This is a genomic window from Neobacillus phoenicis (assembly GCF_047302305.1).
GTDB lineage: Bacteria > Bacillota > Bacilli > Bacillales > Cytobacillaceae > Neobacillus.
The window spans coordinates 3,618,414-3,634,086 of record NZ_CP154847.1 but is presented as its reverse complement, the minus strand read 5'-3'; the positions used below and the strand labels follow the sequence as shown (position 1 = coordinate 3,634,086).

The following is a 15,673-nucleotide window of genomic DNA, read 5'->3' as shown; positions in this document are numbered from 1 at the left end:
CACGCAGCTTTGCGTGCTATTCCTTTAGTGTCTTCGCTTTTTCGATTAGGAAGTTAATACCTTCTCCAATTTGATACATAGCCTTATCCAAGCTCTTTTTCCATTCAGGGGCTTGTTCTTTTATCGTTTCTCCTAATTTTTGAGCATTTTCATTTAATTCTTTGCTGATTTTCTTTGCTTGCTCGTTGATTCGTTTCTTTTGTGCAGTTTCGCCAGCCAGCTGGGCATTAATAGAGACAACCTCAAATGATTCCTTAGGAAGATGACGGCTTGATTCTTCTATGATTGCTTTAAAAATAGGGACAACATTTGAAGAACTGGAGCTGGGAAGATAATGTTGCTTATCTGTTTGGTCAAAACCGATCCAAATGGCACCAACGAGATTTGGCGTATATCCCACCATCCATTGATCCTTGGTACCACTTGCGCTAAATGGAAGCTGTGTCGAACCAGTCTTTCCGGCTAATTGAAGACCTGGAATTTTCGCACGCTTGCCTGTCCCGGATTCGACGACATTTAGCAGCATCGAGGTCATTTCATTCGAGACCTCTTCAGTTGTTACTTTGGTTGTATTCGCTTCGTGCTCTGCAATGATATTTCCAGTTGGACCTACAATTTTAGTAATTAAATGACTATCCTGACGCTTTCCGCCATTAGGAAAAACAGAAAAGGCATTAGCTAATTGAACCGGTGATACACCTTTACTCATACCCCCAAGTGCGATGGCTAAATTTTTATCTTCTTTTTCAACAGGAATACCAAACCGCTTAAGTGAGTCCATTCCTTTATTTAAGCCAACTTCATTTAAAAGCCAGACGGCAGGAATATTTAATGACTCTTCAAGTGCCTTATACATTGGCACCTTTCCTTGATAGGTTCTAGAAAAATTCTCCGGTTTATAATTTCCAAAGGTTATTGGCTCATCTTTCAGCTCAGTTGAATAGGTATAGCCCTCTTCAAGTGCAGGAGTATATACAGCTAGCGGCTTCATTGTCGAACCAGGCTGAGCCCTTAATTGTGTAGCCCGGTTAAATCCACGAAATACATGCTCACCACGGCCACCAACTAGTGCACTAACACCCCCCGATTGAGGATCCATTAAAACAGAACCACTTTGAACTAGAGTGTTTCCTTTCCCTTTTGGAAATAGGTAGTTCTTGCTATAGACCTTTTCAAGTCCAGTTTGCAGATTTTGATCCATTTCCGTATAAATCCGGTACCCTCTTGTTAAGATTTCATCTTGGGTTAATCCATATTTGGAAATGGCCTCATTTAAAACCGCGTCCACATAGTAAGGATATTTTCTCTCAACAAAACTTCCTCCACCATCTTTGAGACGGATTTTTTGTTTCTTAGCCGTAGTGTACTCAGCATTGGTGATCATTCCAAGTTCCTTCATTTTTGCTAAGACTACATTTTTTCGTTTCATGGCTAAATCATAATTATTATATGGATCAAGGTAGTTTGGTGCATGGAGTAGTCCGGCAAGCATCGCTGCTTCACCGACAGTTACATCTGTAATGTTTTTATTAAAGTATTTTTTAGAGGCATTGCCAATTCCCCAAGCGCCGCTGCCAAAATAAACTTGATTCAGGTACATTTGCAGAATTTCTTCTTTTGTATACACCTTTTCGATTTTTACAGCTAAAAATAATTCTTCGGCTTTTCTCTTATACGTACGTTCGGGCGAAAGAAGGGCATTTTTCGTAAGCTGTTGTGTTAAGGTACTGCCTCCTCCAGTAATTCTTCCGGCAAATAAGTTACTAAAAAAAGCACGAGCAATCCCTTGAATATCAAAGCCACTATGTTCATAGAAGCGTTCATCTTCAATGGCGACGACGGCATTTGGAACATATTTTGGCAGTTCATTCATTTTTACACCCTTTGTACGATTCGTTGCCACATTGGTAGCTACCTTCCCATTCTTATCATAAATAACAGTGGGCTGACTTAAACCTTGCTTTAAAGACTCTACATTGGCTCTTGTAGCAAGCCAGCCAAAATACGAAATGGTCACTAAAACGACGACAAGGATGATTAACAAGAAAATTTGGGTGAGATGTCTTTTCCTCCAGAAACGCCGTAGCATGTCCCAAAGTGGATGTAATTTCTCCATGTGATCTCCTAACTTTCAAAAGGAATTTTTGCTTCATATATTATAAAATTTCTAGCAAAAAAAGACCAACAAAAGTGTTTTTCCTACTATTATCCCCTTTTTTTGCTCAATAATTGGCTATTATTAACTATTTTTAAAAAATCTGTAGGGGTCTTTTCCTCATACATCGTCTATTAAGTTGAATTGAGTGAGAAACAGGAGGAAGCTATGATTACGATAAAAAATGTAAGCCATGATTTTGTGATTGGAAAAAAAGGAAGACAGACCATTATTCCCGTGCTTAGAGATATATCATTCACCGTGGAAAAAGGGGAAATAGTAACGATTGTAGGCAGAAGCGGTTCAGGGAAATCGACCCTGTTAAATTTAGTTAGCGGTTTTATCCATCCGAAGGAGGGCGAAATCTGGATCGATGGAGAAAAGGTATCGGATTTAAATGAGACAAAATTTGCTGATTTCAGGATTAATAACCTAGGATTTATTTTTCAAAGCTTTCAATTGATTCCTAGCATGACTGCTTTTCAAAATGTAGAGCTTCCATTGATATTAAAGGGTGTAAGTGAGAATTTGAGAAGAGAACAAACAGAAGAGATGTTGAAAAAAGTAGGTTTACTAGATTATCAGGAGCACTATCCTGGTGAGTTATCTGGTGGTCAGCAGCAACGAGTTAGTATTGCAAGAGCCTTAATTGTGAATCCTCCAATTATACTTGCAGATGAACCTACCGGTAGTCTTGATAGTGAAACAGAGGAAGAATTACTGGATTTTATCACAGAGTTGAATCGGGATTTAGGTATTACATTTTTAATTATTACACACGATGACAAAGTGGCCGATATCGGTAATAGAAAAATAGTATTAGCGGACGGTCGTATTGAACAGGGGGTTTTAGTATGAAGTTAAAAGACCAATTCCGTTTTGTTAGACAAAATATGAAGAAAAATAGAACAAGAGTGTATATGACGATTCTTGCCACAGCAATGGGATGTGCCTTCCTAATTGTACTAGCCTCTGTAGGCTTTGGGTTACAGAAATCTGTGGTAAAAGAAATAACCGAACGCAGGGTCATTACTCAAATAGACGTCCATGGGAAAGAGATAAATGATCAGGGGGGATTTCAACAGCTTACAGATCGTGACATTCGAACGTTTGAAAAGACAGAGAATGTAAAGGCGGTTACAAGAAGAAAGATGCTCCAGCAGGAAAGTACGTTTACTATCGGTGATTATTTAGAGGGGACACAAACCTTTGTAGCCCATTTTCCTTCCGAAATGAAAGCAGGCTTTGAACTATCGGATGGGCGGCTGCCAACCAGTAAAAATGAGGTAGTCGTCGGGTATAATTTTCCTCTTAATCTAGCTAAAAAAGATACGGATGAGGGTATCTACGATGAAAAGGGTCAGGTAAAAGCGGAATTTCGCTATCCAGGGAAGTTAATCGGTGAAACCATGGAACTAACTGTTCGGCAGTTTAAAGATGGAAATGAAGAAGAAAAGAAAATTCCATTAACGGTTGTTGGAATCTCCAAAAAGCCAACTAAAGAGTGGGCGGAAGATCGTAGCGTATTTATATCGGAAGAGATGTTAAAGGAAGTCGAGAGCTTTACGGGAACACCGAAAGGCATCATGCTTGACCCTAATAATAAAAAATTAGAAGGAATCGATGCTAACGGAGAGACTTATGATGAAGTGAAAATCTATGCCAAAAATATGGAAGCAGTCCAAAGTATTTCAGATCAATTAAAAGAAAAGAAATATGCTACATATTCTGTTGTCAATGAATTAAAAGAAGTCAATATGGTTTTTATGATTGCAAAGGTGGGACTTATTTTTATCGGAACAATTGCTATCCTCATTGCTTCTATTGGAATTTATAATACCATGACCATGGCAGTAACAGAACGGGCACCTGATATTGGTATTATGAAAGCAATCGGTGCTAATCCGAAAACAATTAAACGAATCTTTTTGCTTGAAAGTAGTTACATTGGCTTGATTGGAGCTGTTATTGGTACGATTGTTTCGTATGGAATTAGCTTCACTGTGAATTTTGCGGTCCCTTTAATTATTAAACAAGCATTTGGACAAGAAACAGATTTAGACATAACGTTTAGTTATATTCCTTTTGTATTGCCGATTATTTGTATCTTGATTTGTTATGGAGTAACCCTTCTGTCAGGATACCGGCCAGCACAACGAGCAACAAAAGTAGATGTGTTAAAAGCCATGAGAAGAGAAATATAGTAAAAAATCAGGTTCCAAACGGGGACCTGATTTTTTAGTTTATTCTATGTAAAAGCCTCTTGTTGATTGGAGCGGAACTCAACAGGCCTGTTTAACAGAATTCCTTTTAAAAAATTCAGGAAACCGGGACAATCATGGACAACCATTTCTAACCCAAACATATGCTAATAGAAAGATTGATTCATATATAGGAAGGAGAGGGAATCATGATTAACTGGAAAGTCCGATTAAGAAATAAGCATTGGGTAGTTGCATTTATCTCACAACTTATGATTATGGCACAAATGGTACTAGCTGGCCTAAATTCTTTAGGTGTCACCGACTTCCAACTAACAAACGCAATCCAAGGTACAGTCCTCACATTTGTGAATGTAGTTTTTGTAGTTTTATCCTTAATGGGGGTTGTACAAGATCCAACGACCAAGGGCTACGGTGATAGTGAAAGAGCATTAAACTATAAGGAGCCAAATTAAGTAAAGAGGTGTAGGGCTCAGTCATCCTAGTTGATGGCTGACCTTTTTTTGAGGAAGTATGCTGGAAAAACAGGTAAATTCTTTACATTTCTTCAATTAAATAGTTTACTAAATAAGCATACTCCAAAATTTGTGAGGTTTTACATATGAAAACATTGAAAAACTATGTAGGTCAATTTCATTCAATTGTATGGGTGTTATTAATTGGGACTGTCTTATCAAGAGGTTCTGCATTTATGACATTGCCTTTTCTCTCAATCTATTTATCAAGACATATGGATCTATCGCCAATTATTATTGGTGTAACTGTCGGTATGAGCCCGTTAATGGCAACGGTAGGTGGATTCATTGGTGGCCATTTATCAGACCGTTTTGGACGAAAGCCAGTCATGCTTTTTGCTTTGTTTACAGTGGCTTTTGTATATTATGGTTTTACCGTTGCTACCAGTCCGGGATGGTTTATTCTGCTAAATGCCTTAAACGGATTGAGTAATTCATTCTTCGAACCGACTGCTCAAGCCTTAATGGCGGATTTAACCGAAAAGGAAAAGAGGATGAAGGTATACTCCTTACGATATACAGCCATGAATATCGGAGCATCCGTTGGTCCACTGATTGGGGCCTATTTAGCTAGTACATCAGCTAAATTATCTTTTGCCATAACTGGAACGGTCTATTTATTATATGGGCTGGTTTTAGTTTACTTTTTACACAAACTTGTCTTTCCGAAAGTAGAAAATAACAAAAAGGGTACCTCTTTTGGAGATGCCTTTAGGATTGTTAAAAGAGATAGGGCATTAAGATATCTTATCATGGGAATCATCCTGGTCAATATGGGGTACGTTCAAATAGATTCTAATTTACCGCAAATATTAGAAGGAACGGTAGAAAATGGCGTGGTTATTTTCTCCATGCTTATCACCATAAATGCAATAATGGTTGTATTGCTGCAGATGCCAATCAGTCACATCGCAGAGAAATTTAGGTTAATGCAGGTCATGGTGGTAGGAGCTGTTTTTATGGCTGCAGGTTTAGTTGTCTTCAGCTTTGTTAATGGCTGGGTTACGGCTATAGCTGCTATGGTATTGTTAACGGTGGGGGAAATATTGATCTTTCCATCCAATAGCATGATGATTGATCAACTAGCCCCTGAACATCTTCGGGGAACTTATTTCGGTGCAGCTCAATTTAGGAAGATAGGTAACTTTCTTGGACCAATTACTGGCGGGTTCCTTCTAAGTCATTTTCAAGGGCAGATCATGTTTTGGACCATTGCCTTGTTAACTCTTGGAAGTATTATTTTCTTTTCAATCGGTAACAAGTCTTTCATTAAAGCATCGGAACAATCAGCCGAAAGAGCGGTTTAAGAATAGTCCTTTTAAGTACTACCAACAAATAGTTTTGGTAAACGACCCCTATAAAATAACTAACATGTACGTATCCTTGTTATTGAGAATACAGGATAGGGGACAAAAGGATGTTACAAACATTAAAAAAGATTCAGGCTGAAAAAATAAATAGTGAAAATCAAGTCTTAGAAACGTTTCAGAGTGTAAAATCAAACAAGATCGAGCAATTGAACCGATTCGCTTCAACATACAAAGAATCATTAGAACGTCATTTATATGTACTTCAAAAAATAGATGGTATTCCTTTATGGAGAGTTAATTATCAATTAAATAGGCTTGCAGACAAGGGAATTTCAAAAGAGCAATTGAAAAGTGGAAAAATAGTTCTTTCCTTACCTACTAAACAATCAGGTGATATAGTATCAGAACAGCAAAAGAAATTAATTGAGAAAAAAATCGATGAATTAGAAGGATTCGAGAACTTAAGATTAAGTCAATTTTATAGCTATAAACCAGTGTATAATGAAAAGAAGACATTCAGTCAGGTATCACGATGGATAGAGATAGAAATATCTGAGCTGTAGCTAACGTTGAAAAAATGCCCAAGGACGCGCAGTCCAAGGGCATTTTTTTATCTTAGAATATCCTCGATTCTAGTAAGGGTTTCTTCGTTTAATTTTACACCTGAAGCTTTTACATTTTCTTCTACTTGCTCAGGACGACTTGCCCCGACTAACGCACTCGCCACATTACTTTGTCTTAATATCCAAGCAAGAGCTAAATTCGCAAGAGTAAGATTATTTTCAGTGGCAACCTCTTTCAAAAGTTCCACTTTGTCTAAATTCTCTTCCGTTAATAATCCAAACAGGCCATTGTATTTTTCCTGAGCAGCACGACTTCCTGCAGGTGCTTTTTCACCTTTTTTATATTTACCTGTTAAAACACCTTGGGCAAGCGGCGACCAGACAACCTGACCAATTCCGTGCTTTTCACTTACAGGCAGGACTTCTTTTTCAATATAACGCTGTAACATACTGTATTGAGGTTGATTAACCACTATACGGTCTAAAAGTTTCTTATCAGCAAGATGAACCGCCTCTGAAATTTGTTCTGCTGTCCACTCACTTACACCAACGTACAACACCTTTCCTTGACGGATTAGGTCATCAAGTGCACGCAATGTTTCTTCTAGCGGTGTTTCATGATCATACCGATGGCAATAATAAATATCTACATAGTCCGTGTTAAGACGCTTTAAGCTGGCATGGCATTGTTCCATGACATGCTTTCGAGAAAGTCCTCGGTCATTAGGACCGTCACCCATTGGCCAAAATACTTTTGTTGCCAGCACATAGGAATCACGCACATATTTCTTTAGTGCTTTACCAACTACAATTTCAGCTTCTCCACGCATGTAAACATTGGCTGTATCAAAGAAGTTAATGCCTAAATCATAGGCTTTATCAATAGAAGCAGCTGCATTTTGCTCCTCCACATAACCACCGTATGTAAGCCAACTGCCTAAACTAATTTCACTTACTTTTAAACCAGTCTTTCCTAAACGCCGATATTCCATCTAACTTCCCCCTAAGACAAAATTTCGTGACTCAAAATAAAAATACTACATTATTTACTAATTTGTCTACAATTTGGTATATATTTGGTAATATGGATATAGATAAACAGTTTAGTAGAAACATAATGATGATTTATAGTACTTCTTTTTAGAAATTTGAATAGGATGAACTATTCTGAGAAAGGGGGTCCTTGTAATGTCATATTGGATCACGGTATTTGTATTGTTTATTGTCCTAATACTTGTTGTCGAGGAACTTGTCTATTATTTTTGGAATCGATATGTATACGGACCTAACCTTGAAAGAAAGAGCAAATGGAAGAAAAGAATGACTACTATTTGGAAGGTAAAGACCAATGTTTTTACTTTCTTCAAAAAAAAGCAGCCTATTGAAATACAGGAAGCAAATGAGGAAAAGAGCTCAATGTGAAAGTTGAGCTCTTTTCCTTTTTTCGTATGAATCATCCCTAATTAGAAGGCTGATTGCTTTGCTTTTTCTTTTTGATGTAGTAACGAAGGGTTTTAATCATAATTGAGATGCCAAAAAAAACAATAATAATGTATTCTGCTGCCTCCATGACCTTAAAAGGATTAATAGCCTTCCAAATTAATTTACGAGGTTCAGTACCCATTATAAGATCTAAGAAGCCAATCATACCCATTAAGCTAGCTGCAATAACAAATGAAACCATTATTTGCTTCAACTGTTTCACCTACAATCTCCATTAAGATTATTTTTGGTTTTTACACCAACCTTATGCATCCCATTACAAATTGTTTTTTGGAAGAAATGGATAGATGAGTTTACGTTGGGGAAAATAACCATTACGAATTGTTAATGGTGAGGTGGTAGTTGTGTCGATCTTGTCAAGTATGTTAAAAAAGAAGCAAAAAAGGAGACAGAATGATAATTATAGACAGCAGCAAGATCCACTTAAGCCAGAGGATTTGCCGATACATAGGGAATATACGGATAACATTTCCCGTATAAAAGAAGAGTTTGGGAAAAGTGCTGATATCATAATTCGAGAAGTCAAGATAAGCAGTTATAAAGGGGCACTTGTATTTGTTGATGGCTTAGCGGATAGTCATTCAATCAGTGACTTTATTTTAGAATCTTTTATGGAAAAAGAACTTCCACTTGAGCGGATTGATATCTTCCAATACGTAATTGAGAAGGCTGTTGCGCTTGGCAGTATTTTGACGATTGATAATTGGAATCAAGTTTATGATAATTTGTTATCAGGAAATACTGTTATTTTTTTAGAAGGTCACAACCGAGCGATTAGTGCAGAGACGAAGGGTTGGGAAAAGCGGGCCATTTCTGAACCAACAACACAACTCTCTATACGGGGACCGAAGGATGCTTTCACAGAAACACTTCGTACAAATACAGCATTGATAAGAAGAAGAATAAAAAGTCCTAATTTATGGATGGAATCGATGAAAATTGGCTCGGTATCACAAACTGACATTGCCCTCATGTATATTAAAGGAATTGCAAACGAAAAAATAATAACTGAAATTAAGGAAAGATTAAAACGGATTGATATTGACGCTATCATAGCCTCAGGCTACATTGAGCAATTAATTGAAGATCAAACCTGGACAACTTTTCCGACTACCTATCATACCGAAAGACCAGATGTTGTTTCTTCTCATTTACTTGAAGGACGTATTGCCATTTTTGTCGATGGAACACCGTTTGTACTTACCGCGCCTGCGATTTTTATTCAATTTTTTCAGGCGCCAGATGATTATTATTCACGCTTTGATATTTCAACAGGTATCAGGATTCTAAGAATCCTGGCATTTTTGATTGCCCTTATTGGACCCGCTACCTATATAGCGGCGACAACCTTTCATCAGGAAATGATTCCGACCACTATGGCGATTGCGATTGCGGCACAAAGAGAAAGTGTTCCCTTTCCTGCTTTTGTAGAAGCATTAATCATGGAGGTCACATTTGAAATATTAAGGGAGGCTGGCTTACGACTTCCGCGAGCAGTCGGTCAGGCCGTTTCCATTGTTGGTGCACTTGTAATTGGTCAGGCTGCCGTGCAAGCAGGGTTCGTTTCCCCTGTAATGGTTATCGTTGTGTCAATCACAGCCATCGCTAATTTTTCTACACCTATTTTTGCAATGGCTATTGCAGCCAGGTTGCTTCGCTTTGCATTAATGGGATTAGCCACGATTTTAGGCTTTTATGGAATGATGTTGGGACTTATGTTTATCGCTATCCACTTATGTTCACTTCGCTCGTTTGGAATTCCTTATATGATGCCGATTGCACCTTTTAGCATTCGTAATCAGCAAGATGTATTTCTCAGGTTTCCTATTTGGGCTTTTAAAAATAGACCTCAATTTATTAGTCAAGGCAATATAGTTAGAACAGGGGAAAATCAAAAGCCAGGTCCACCTAAAGCTGATGAACAACAAAATGATCAATCAGGTCAAGGTGAACAGTCATGAAGAAATGTTTAAATACTATACTAATTTTGCTTTTGCTTTTACCCGTGCTTAGTGGATGCTGGAATCAGAAGGAGTTGACGGACCTAGCCTTTGTCATGGCAATGGGAATTGACAAAGGTAAGGATAAGAAATTTCATGTGTCTTTTCAACTTGTGAATCCTGGTAATGTCTCATCTGGTCAAACGGGAGGAGGCAACGGACTTCCAATTGCTGTTTATAGAAGCTCTGGGGATACGATCACAGAAGCGGCAAGGAATGCTACAAAGAAGGTTTCAAGACGCCTTTATTACGCCCATACAAACGTAGTGGTCATAAGTGAAGAGGTGGCAAAGGAAAGCTTACTATATGTACTGGATGCATTGGACCGGGATCCGGAATTTCGAACCACAACTGAGTTAGTTATCGCAAAAGGTTCGAGTGCAGAGGAAATAGTAACAACGCTGACCATTCTAGATCGACTTCCAGTAACTAAAATTACAAAGCAAATTAAATTCTCAGAATCAATGCTTGGTGAAAATATGAGTATAAATATTGATGATTTTCTTAATGGGTTACTTAGTAAGGGGAAACAGCCTATTGCTAATGGTTATAGACTTGTTGGTGACAAACCAAAAGCAAAGAAAGCGGAAAATCTTCAAAAGACGACAACCGATGCTTTTCTTCAAGCTGATGGCTTAGCCGTTTTTAATAAGGGGAAATTACATGGCTGGATCAAACATGACAATGCACGTGGTATATTGTGGGTTCTCGATAAAGTAAAAAGTACGGATATAAATATAAACTGGGAAGGAAAGAAAAATGCATTATCCATTGCACCCATTCGTTCTAAAACAAAGGTTTCTGTTCGTATCGTGAATGACAAACCGATAATAAATGTAAAGAATGAGAATGAAGGGTGGATTAGCGAAGCCAATACGGCAATAGATTTGGATAATCCAGAAGTCATTGCTCAAATTGAAAAATTAACGGAGAAAGAAATAACCAAGCAGATCAAAGCATCGGTGAAGGAAGCGCAAAAATTAAAGACAGATATTTTAGGATTTGGTGAAAAGGTTCACATTAAAAATCCTCCTTTATGGAAGAAAATAAAAGCGAATTGGGATGAAGAGTTTGCAGGTTTACAAGTGAATGTCCATGTAGATTCTTATATTCGCAGACAAGGTATTCGAACAAAGCCATTTTGGTCAAATATGCAGAAATAGCTTTTTGGAAAGGGGGATATGGATTGGAAAAAGCAAAAATTAAGGCATCACAATTGTTTGTGCTTGTCGTGCTGTTTGAGATGGGCAGTGCGATACTCGTAGGTCTTGGAGCACAAGCAAAACAAGATGCATGGATAAGCATTTTGCTCGGATTAGCGGGCGGGTTAGGGATTTTCCTCATTTACTATCGTTTGTTTCTTTACTATCCAGATCTCCCTATCACGAGCTATGTACAAAAGATAACTGGAAAATGGATCGGACGTATGATCGGTTTCCTTTACGTTATTTATTTTTTGTATTGCGCTTCTAGGGTGTTGAGGGACTTTGGAGAATTATTAACGTCTACTATATATACAAATACACCGTTAATTGTTATTAATTGCTTAATGATTGTAACAATTATTTATGGTATACATAAGGGCTTTGAGGTGATCGCCAGAGTTGGTGAACTGTTTTTTATGATTATATATATAATGGCTGTTGTCGGATTTTTACTCGTCATGTTCTCTGGACTAATCCATTTACAAAATCTAAGGCCCGTATTAGAGAACGGATTTAGACCAATTCTTAAGACATTTCTTGGTGAAACAATCACTTTCCCATTTGGTGAAATGGTTGTATTTACGATGTTACTCCCATACATTAATGATCCGAAAAAGGTTAAGATTGTCTGTATGGGTGGGATGATATTAAGTGGAATTAACATCACAATAACATCGGTTATTAATATTGCGGCACTGGGAACGGAGCTTTTTGTGAGAGCAAATTTCCCGCTGTTAACAACCATTAGTAAAATCCGTATCGCTGAATTTATCGAACGGCTCGATGTCTTCTTTATGCTCTACTTAATTGTGGGCGGTTTCTTTAAGATTACGTTATATTTCTATGCAGGAGTTGCGGGAGCAGCAGACATTTTCAAATTTGATAAACTCCAAAACCTCAGTCTTCCACTAGGGGGCTTTGTCTTATTTGCCTCTGTAACAATTGCATCTAATTTTGCAGAACACATTAAAGAAGGACTTCGTATTGTTCCGATTTATTTACATTGGCCTTTTCAAATTATTATTCCGTCGATGTTATTGATTATTGCCTTTTTTCGTAATCGGAAAAAGAAAGCAAGTCAATAAGAAAAGCGCAAGCGCCTTGATCCGGGGCTAGTGAGTCGAAAAATATCATCTAATTATGTGAAAAAGACTGCCAATTTGGCAGTCTTACATTTAGTTCTATTTAGAGTTATGTTGCTTAATTGGCAACACTATGCTGACAGTTGTACCTTGGTTTTTTTGACTATCAAAATGAATGGTTCCCTTGTGAGATTGGACTATTTTATAGCTTACTGTTAAGCCTAATCCTGTCCCTTTTTCCTTTGAGGAGTAGAATGGTTCCCCAATTTTTTCAAGTCTCTCTTTTGAAATGCCGCAACCACTGTCCTTAATCGTAATACAAATCTTTTCTACCGCTTGCTCGACACTAATGGTTACCGATTTTCCTTGTTGGGAAGCCTCTATCGCATTTTTAATAATATTAATAAATAATTGTTTTAATTGGTTTGGTTCACATTCAAGCATAAGAGGTTCTATCGGGATATTTGAATTAATTTGGATATTATATAAGCTTGCCTCTGTGTTCAGTAACGAAATAACATCCTTTAACAGTTTATGAATATCTGCGTTTGTAAACTTAAGAACCTGTGGTTTTGCCAAGAGAAGAAGCTCTCCTACAATATGATTAATCCGATCGAGTTCGTCTAACATGATTTGATAGTAATATTGATGCTTCTTATCTTCCATTTGCAAAAGCTGCACAAAACCCTTTAAGGACGTAAGAGGGTTCCTAATCTCGTGAGCAACACTCGCAGATAATTCACCTACGACAGAAAGTTTTTCTGTTCTTCTAAGGCGTTCCTCAGTTTTTCTTAAAGTAGTCACATCTCGTCCATAGCCAATAATTCCTGTAATCGCACCTTCGATATTGATAGGGAGTGACGTACATTGTAACGTAATCATCGCACCGTTTGCATGTGGAACATTGATCTCGTACATAACAGGTTTGACCTCTTCGACAACGGAGGCAATAAACTGGTGGACTTGTCTTTGATAATTTTCCGGTAATAAGGATTTTACATTTTTTCCAATGATATCTTCTTTGTTAAAACCAGTAATGACCTCGAAGTGAGGATTGAGATTCGTAATATTTCCTTCCAAATCCATTAAATAAACAATATCAGGACTGTATTCAAATAATGATTTATATTGCTGTTGGCTTACCAAGAGTTCTCTAGCCATTTTCTTTTTTTCAGTAATATCACGACCTATAATGACCAAACCCTGTCTGCTACCATCTGGATTGAATAGAGGAACTTTTATCGTATCGAACGTTTTTGTCGTGCCGTCTGGAACGGGAAGAACTTCTTCGATTCGAATAATGTCACCATTTTTCCATGCTTCCTCATCTGAGATTTCACAATACCGGAGGGCATCCGCATAAAAATCTGTATACTCGGCTAACTCGGAGTCCTTTTTGCCACGATAATCCACATGTTCAAGCTGAAACAATTGCAAACCAAAGTTATTTGCCTCAATCCAACGTCCTTCCCCATCTTTAAAGTTAACAAAATCAACCATCGCGTTAATTAAGGTGGATAAGCGCTTTTGATCTTCTCGTGAGACGGTTAATTCATTGGTCTTATTAATAAAGAAATAAATGAAGCCTCCAGTAACAATAATATAAAGGACCTCTTTAGATCTTTCGATAATCCAAATAAGTGAAGTAGGAACAAATTTTTCGATAAGATAATTTGAACCATATATCCAAATTAAACTACCTAAAAAATATAATAGGACTAGTTTGAATTTTTGTTTCTGCATGGAAATCTCCAGTTCTTTCAAGGAAACATGATCTCCTAGAATGAGTAATATATATCTATTGTATATATTACTAAAAAATTATTTATTTTGGAATAATTCAATACTGGAAAAAAGCAGAGGAGCACTTGGATGCAGCCTCTGCTTCAATATATTAGTATTTAATTGAGCCTTGTTAAGACCTTAATGCATATTCTTTGACCATTTCTTTTGTGACGAGCTTACGGAAAGGAATGATTCCTTGCTTTGCCAGGGTATTAATTTGATTTGTCACTTCATTAATTTTATCGGTTGTGAACTCTTTACCCTGTTTGCATAAAAATAGCGCTTCTTCGATATAAAGCTCTCTTTGCTGATCGAGTAGCAGGAACCGATTAATCTTTTGGTTTTGCTTATTTACATGTTCTGATATTGCTTTATGTACACTCATGTTTTTCATCTCCTCTGATTGGGTATTAATATATTCTTTTGCCAAGTATGAGCAGATCTCTTTCAATGCCATCTAGTTCTGCAATCTTCGGAAGATGTGCCCATTTTTCAAAGCCAAAGCTATTAAAAAGCTTTATACTAGGCTCATTGTGGCCAAAGATAAACCCAAGTAAGGTTTTAATTTCAAGGGCTGGACATGCATCCATTGCCTTTTGTATTAGAAACTTGCCGAGTTTCTTTCCACGAAAATCCTGATTAATATATATACTGATTTCTGCTGTACCATTATATGCCGGTCTTCCATAAAACGATTGAAAGCTCACCCATCCGCAAATTGTTCCTTGACTTTCCACTACCCAAAGAGGACGAAAGGAAGGGGAGTGCTCTTGAAACCATTGGGTTCGGCTATCGACTGAAATAGGCTCAAGGTCAGCAGTAACCATTCTCCCTGCGATGGTTGAATTATATATGTCGACGATAATTGGTAAATCACTTATTTCTGCATCTCTTATTGTGAAAGCATCGTACATATTCTAGTCCACTCCATTTGATAATGATTTAATTAGATTTTATGATATCCTTCTAAACATACATTTTCAATCATAATTTTAAGTTCACTTCATTTAAAAAGAAAAAAGCTGACTCTTTGTGTTGAGTCAGCCTTTTTCTGATGGAGATCGCGCTATGCGATTCCATCATTCGTTTCTATGCCATTACACTTACCAACGGTGTGCTTTGGCATTGCTCCTTAAGATGATCGCGTTTTGAGTTAATTGAGTTTCTCCATTCACCTGTGACTTCTGGCGTTTCGGCCTAGTATTTGTGTGATGGAAAAGCTCTGAGTGTTGATCTAAATGATCTTTGTAGCTCATCAAGAATCACCTCATCATAGGATTTGAAACGATGACATTCACTAAGGAACATCGTTATTATTATTTGTAAAATCAAC

General features: G+C 37.4%; 16 protein-coding genes. 9 read left to right on the top strand and 7 right to left on the bottom strand.

What is annotated here, in order from left to right:
• Nucleotides 1-16: 16 nt before the first annotated feature.
• Nucleotides 17-2,116, bottom strand: a complete 2,100-nt coding sequence (locus AA0X95_RS18820; protein WP_413300519.1) for a transglycosylase domain-containing protein — start codon at nt 2,114-2,116, stop codon at nt 17-19.
• A gap of 207 nt (nt 2,117-2,323) precedes the next feature.
• Here AA0X95_RS18820 and AA0X95_RS18815 point away from each other — a divergent pair, with 207 nt between their 5' ends.
• From AA0X95_RS18815 to AA0X95_RS18795, 5 genes are all read left to right on the top strand, one after another.
• Nucleotides 2,324-3,013 (top strand): ABC transporter ATP-binding protein, encoded by a 690-nt coding sequence (locus tag AA0X95_RS18815; protein ID WP_413300517.1) that lies wholly within the window; start codon nt 2,324-2,326, stop codon nt 3,011-3,013.
• Nucleotides 3,010-4,359, top strand: a complete 1,350-nt coding sequence (locus AA0X95_RS18810) for an ABC transporter permease (RefSeq protein WP_413300515.1) — start codon at nt 3,010-3,012, stop codon at nt 4,357-4,359. Before AA0X95_RS18815 ends, AA0X95_RS18810 begins: the two co-directional genes overlap by 4 nt.
• 206 nt (nt 4,360-4,565) lie before the next feature.
• Nucleotides 4,566-4,832, top strand: coding sequence for a phage holin (locus tag AA0X95_RS18805; RefSeq protein ID WP_413300513.1), 267 nt, complete (start codon nt 4,566-4,568; stop codon nt 4,830-4,832).
• A 146-nt stretch (nt 4,833-4,978) separates the two neighbouring features.
• Complete coding sequence (locus AA0X95_RS18800; protein WP_413300511.1) at nt 4,979-6,199, top strand: MDR family MFS transporter; 1,221 nt, start codon at nt 4,979-4,981, stop codon at nt 6,197-6,199.
• Nucleotides 6,200-6,309: 110 nt separating this feature from the next.
• Complete coding sequence (locus tag AA0X95_RS18795) at nt 6,310-6,765, top strand: hypothetical protein (protein ID WP_413300509.1); 456 nt, start codon at nt 6,310-6,312, stop codon at nt 6,763-6,765.
• Between the two features lie 47 nt (nt 6,766-6,812).
• Here AA0X95_RS18795 and AA0X95_RS18790 read toward each other — a convergent pair whose 3' ends face one another.
• Nucleotides 6,813-7,757, bottom strand: a complete 945-nt coding sequence (locus AA0X95_RS18790; protein ID WP_413300507.1) for an aldo/keto reductase family protein — start codon at nt 7,755-7,757, stop codon at nt 6,813-6,815.
• A gap of 196 nt (nt 7,758-7,953) precedes the next feature.
• On the opposite strand from AA0X95_RS18790, the gene AA0X95_RS18785 reads away from it, so the two are divergent.
• Complete coding sequence (locus AA0X95_RS18785; protein ID WP_413300505.1) at nt 7,954-8,187, top strand: hypothetical protein; 234 nt, start codon at nt 7,954-7,956, stop codon at nt 8,185-8,187.
• A gap of 37 nt (nt 8,188-8,224) precedes the next feature.
• On the opposite strand, the gene AA0X95_RS18780 is transcribed toward AA0X95_RS18785, so the two are convergent.
• Entirely contained in the window at nt 8,225-8,470 is a 246-nt protein-coding gene (locus tag AA0X95_RS18780) for a hypothetical protein (protein WP_413300503.1), read from the bottom strand.
• Nucleotides 8,471-8,630: 160 nt separating this feature from the next.
• Here AA0X95_RS18780 and AA0X95_RS18775 point away from each other — a divergent pair, with 160 nt between their 5' ends.
• From AA0X95_RS18775 to AA0X95_RS18765, 3 genes are read left to right on the top strand one after another with little or no spacing between them, the layout of a single operon-like run.
• Nucleotides 8,631-10,229: a spore germination protein gene (locus AA0X95_RS18775; protein WP_413310105.1), complete on the top strand. Its 1,599-nt coding sequence runs from the start codon at nt 8,631-8,633 to the stop codon at nt 10,227-10,229.
• Nucleotides 10,226-11,431: a Ger(x)C family spore germination protein gene (locus AA0X95_RS18770; protein WP_413300501.1), complete on the top strand. Its 1,206-nt coding sequence runs from the start codon at nt 10,226-10,228 to the stop codon at nt 11,429-11,431. Before AA0X95_RS18775 ends, AA0X95_RS18770 begins: the two co-directional genes overlap by 4 nt.
• A 23-nt stretch (nt 11,432-11,454) precedes the next feature.
• A complete protein-coding gene (locus tag AA0X95_RS18765) occupies nt 11,455-12,558 on the top strand; it encodes a GerAB/ArcD/ProY family transporter (RefSeq protein WP_413300499.1) in 1,104 nt (367 codons plus the stop codon).
• 96 nt (nt 12,559-12,654) lie between these two features.
• On the opposite strand, the gene AA0X95_RS18760 is transcribed toward AA0X95_RS18765, so the two are convergent.
• From AA0X95_RS18760 to AA0X95_RS18745, 4 genes are all read right to left on the bottom strand, one after another.
• Nucleotides 12,655-14,298, bottom strand: coding sequence for a PAS domain S-box protein (locus AA0X95_RS18760; protein ID WP_413300497.1), 1,644 nt, complete (start codon nt 14,296-14,298; stop codon nt 12,655-12,657).
• Nucleotides 14,299-14,470: 172 nt separating this feature from the next.
• Nucleotides 14,471-14,725, bottom strand: a complete 255-nt coding sequence (locus AA0X95_RS18755; protein WP_413300495.1) for a YpbS family protein — start codon at nt 14,723-14,725, stop codon at nt 14,471-14,473.
• A gap of 25 nt (nt 14,726-14,750) precedes the next feature.
• Nucleotides 14,751-15,254, bottom strand: coding sequence for an N-acetyltransferase family protein (locus tag AA0X95_RS18750; protein WP_413300493.1), 504 nt, complete (start codon nt 15,252-15,254; stop codon nt 14,751-14,753).
• Between the two features lie 189 nt (nt 15,255-15,443).
• A complete protein-coding gene (locus tag AA0X95_RS18745) occupies nt 15,444-15,596 on the bottom strand; it encodes a YpzG family protein (RefSeq protein WP_335531367.1) in 153 nt (50 codons plus the stop codon).
• Between the last annotated feature and the right edge of the window lie 77 nt (nt 15,597-15,673).

Excerpts from the sequence above, each read along its gene's own strand:
- AA0X95_RS18820 (WP_413300519.1), bottom strand. The coding sequence starts at position 2,116 with ATGGAGAAATTACATCCACTTTGGGACATGCTACGGCGTTTCTGGAGG.
- AA0X95_RS18815 (WP_413300517.1), top strand. The coding sequence starts at position 2,324 with ATGATTACGATAAAAAATGTAAGCCATGATTTTGTGATTGGAAAAAAA.
- AA0X95_RS18810 (WP_413300515.1), top strand. The coding sequence starts at position 3,010 with ATGAAGTTAAAAGACCAATTCCGTTTTGTTAGACAAAATATGAAGAAA.
- AA0X95_RS18805 (WP_413300513.1), top strand. The coding sequence starts at position 4,566 with ATGATTAACTGGAAAGTCCGATTAAGAAATAAGCATTGGGTAGTTGCA.
- AA0X95_RS18800 (WP_413300511.1), top strand. The coding sequence starts at position 4,979 with ATGAAAACATTGAAAAACTATGTAGGTCAATTTCATTCAATTGTATGG.
- AA0X95_RS18795 (WP_413300509.1), top strand. The coding sequence starts at position 6,310 with ATGTTACAAACATTAAAAAAGATTCAGGCTGAAAAAATAAATAGTGAA.
- AA0X95_RS18790 (WP_413300507.1), bottom strand. The coding sequence starts at position 7,757 with ATGGAATATCGGCGTTTAGGAAAGACTGGTTTAAAAGTAAGTGAAATT.
- AA0X95_RS18785 (WP_413300505.1), top strand. The coding sequence starts at position 7,954 with ATGTCATATTGGATCACGGTATTTGTATTGTTTATTGTCCTAATACTT.
- AA0X95_RS18775 (WP_413310105.1), top strand. The coding sequence starts at position 8,631 with ATGTTAAAAAAGAAGCAAAAAAGGAGACAGAATGATAATTATAGACAG.
- AA0X95_RS18770 (WP_413300501.1), top strand. The coding sequence starts at position 10,226 with ATGAAGAAATGTTTAAATACTATACTAATTTTGCTTTTGCTTTTACCC.
- AA0X95_RS18760 (WP_413300497.1), bottom strand. The coding sequence starts at position 14,298 with ATGCAGAAACAAAAATTCAAACTAGTCCTATTATATTTTTTAGGTAGT.
- AA0X95_RS18755 (WP_413300495.1), bottom strand. The coding sequence starts at position 14,725 with ATGAGTGTACATAAAGCAATATCAGAACATGTAAATAAGCAAAACCAA.
- AA0X95_RS18750 (WP_413300493.1), bottom strand. The coding sequence starts at position 15,254 with ATGTACGATGCTTTCACAATAAGAGATGCAGAAATAAGTGATTTACCA.
- AA0X95_RS18745 (WP_335531367.1), bottom strand. The coding sequence starts at position 15,596 with ATGAGCTACAAAGATCATTTAGATCAACACTCAGAGCTTTTCCATCAC.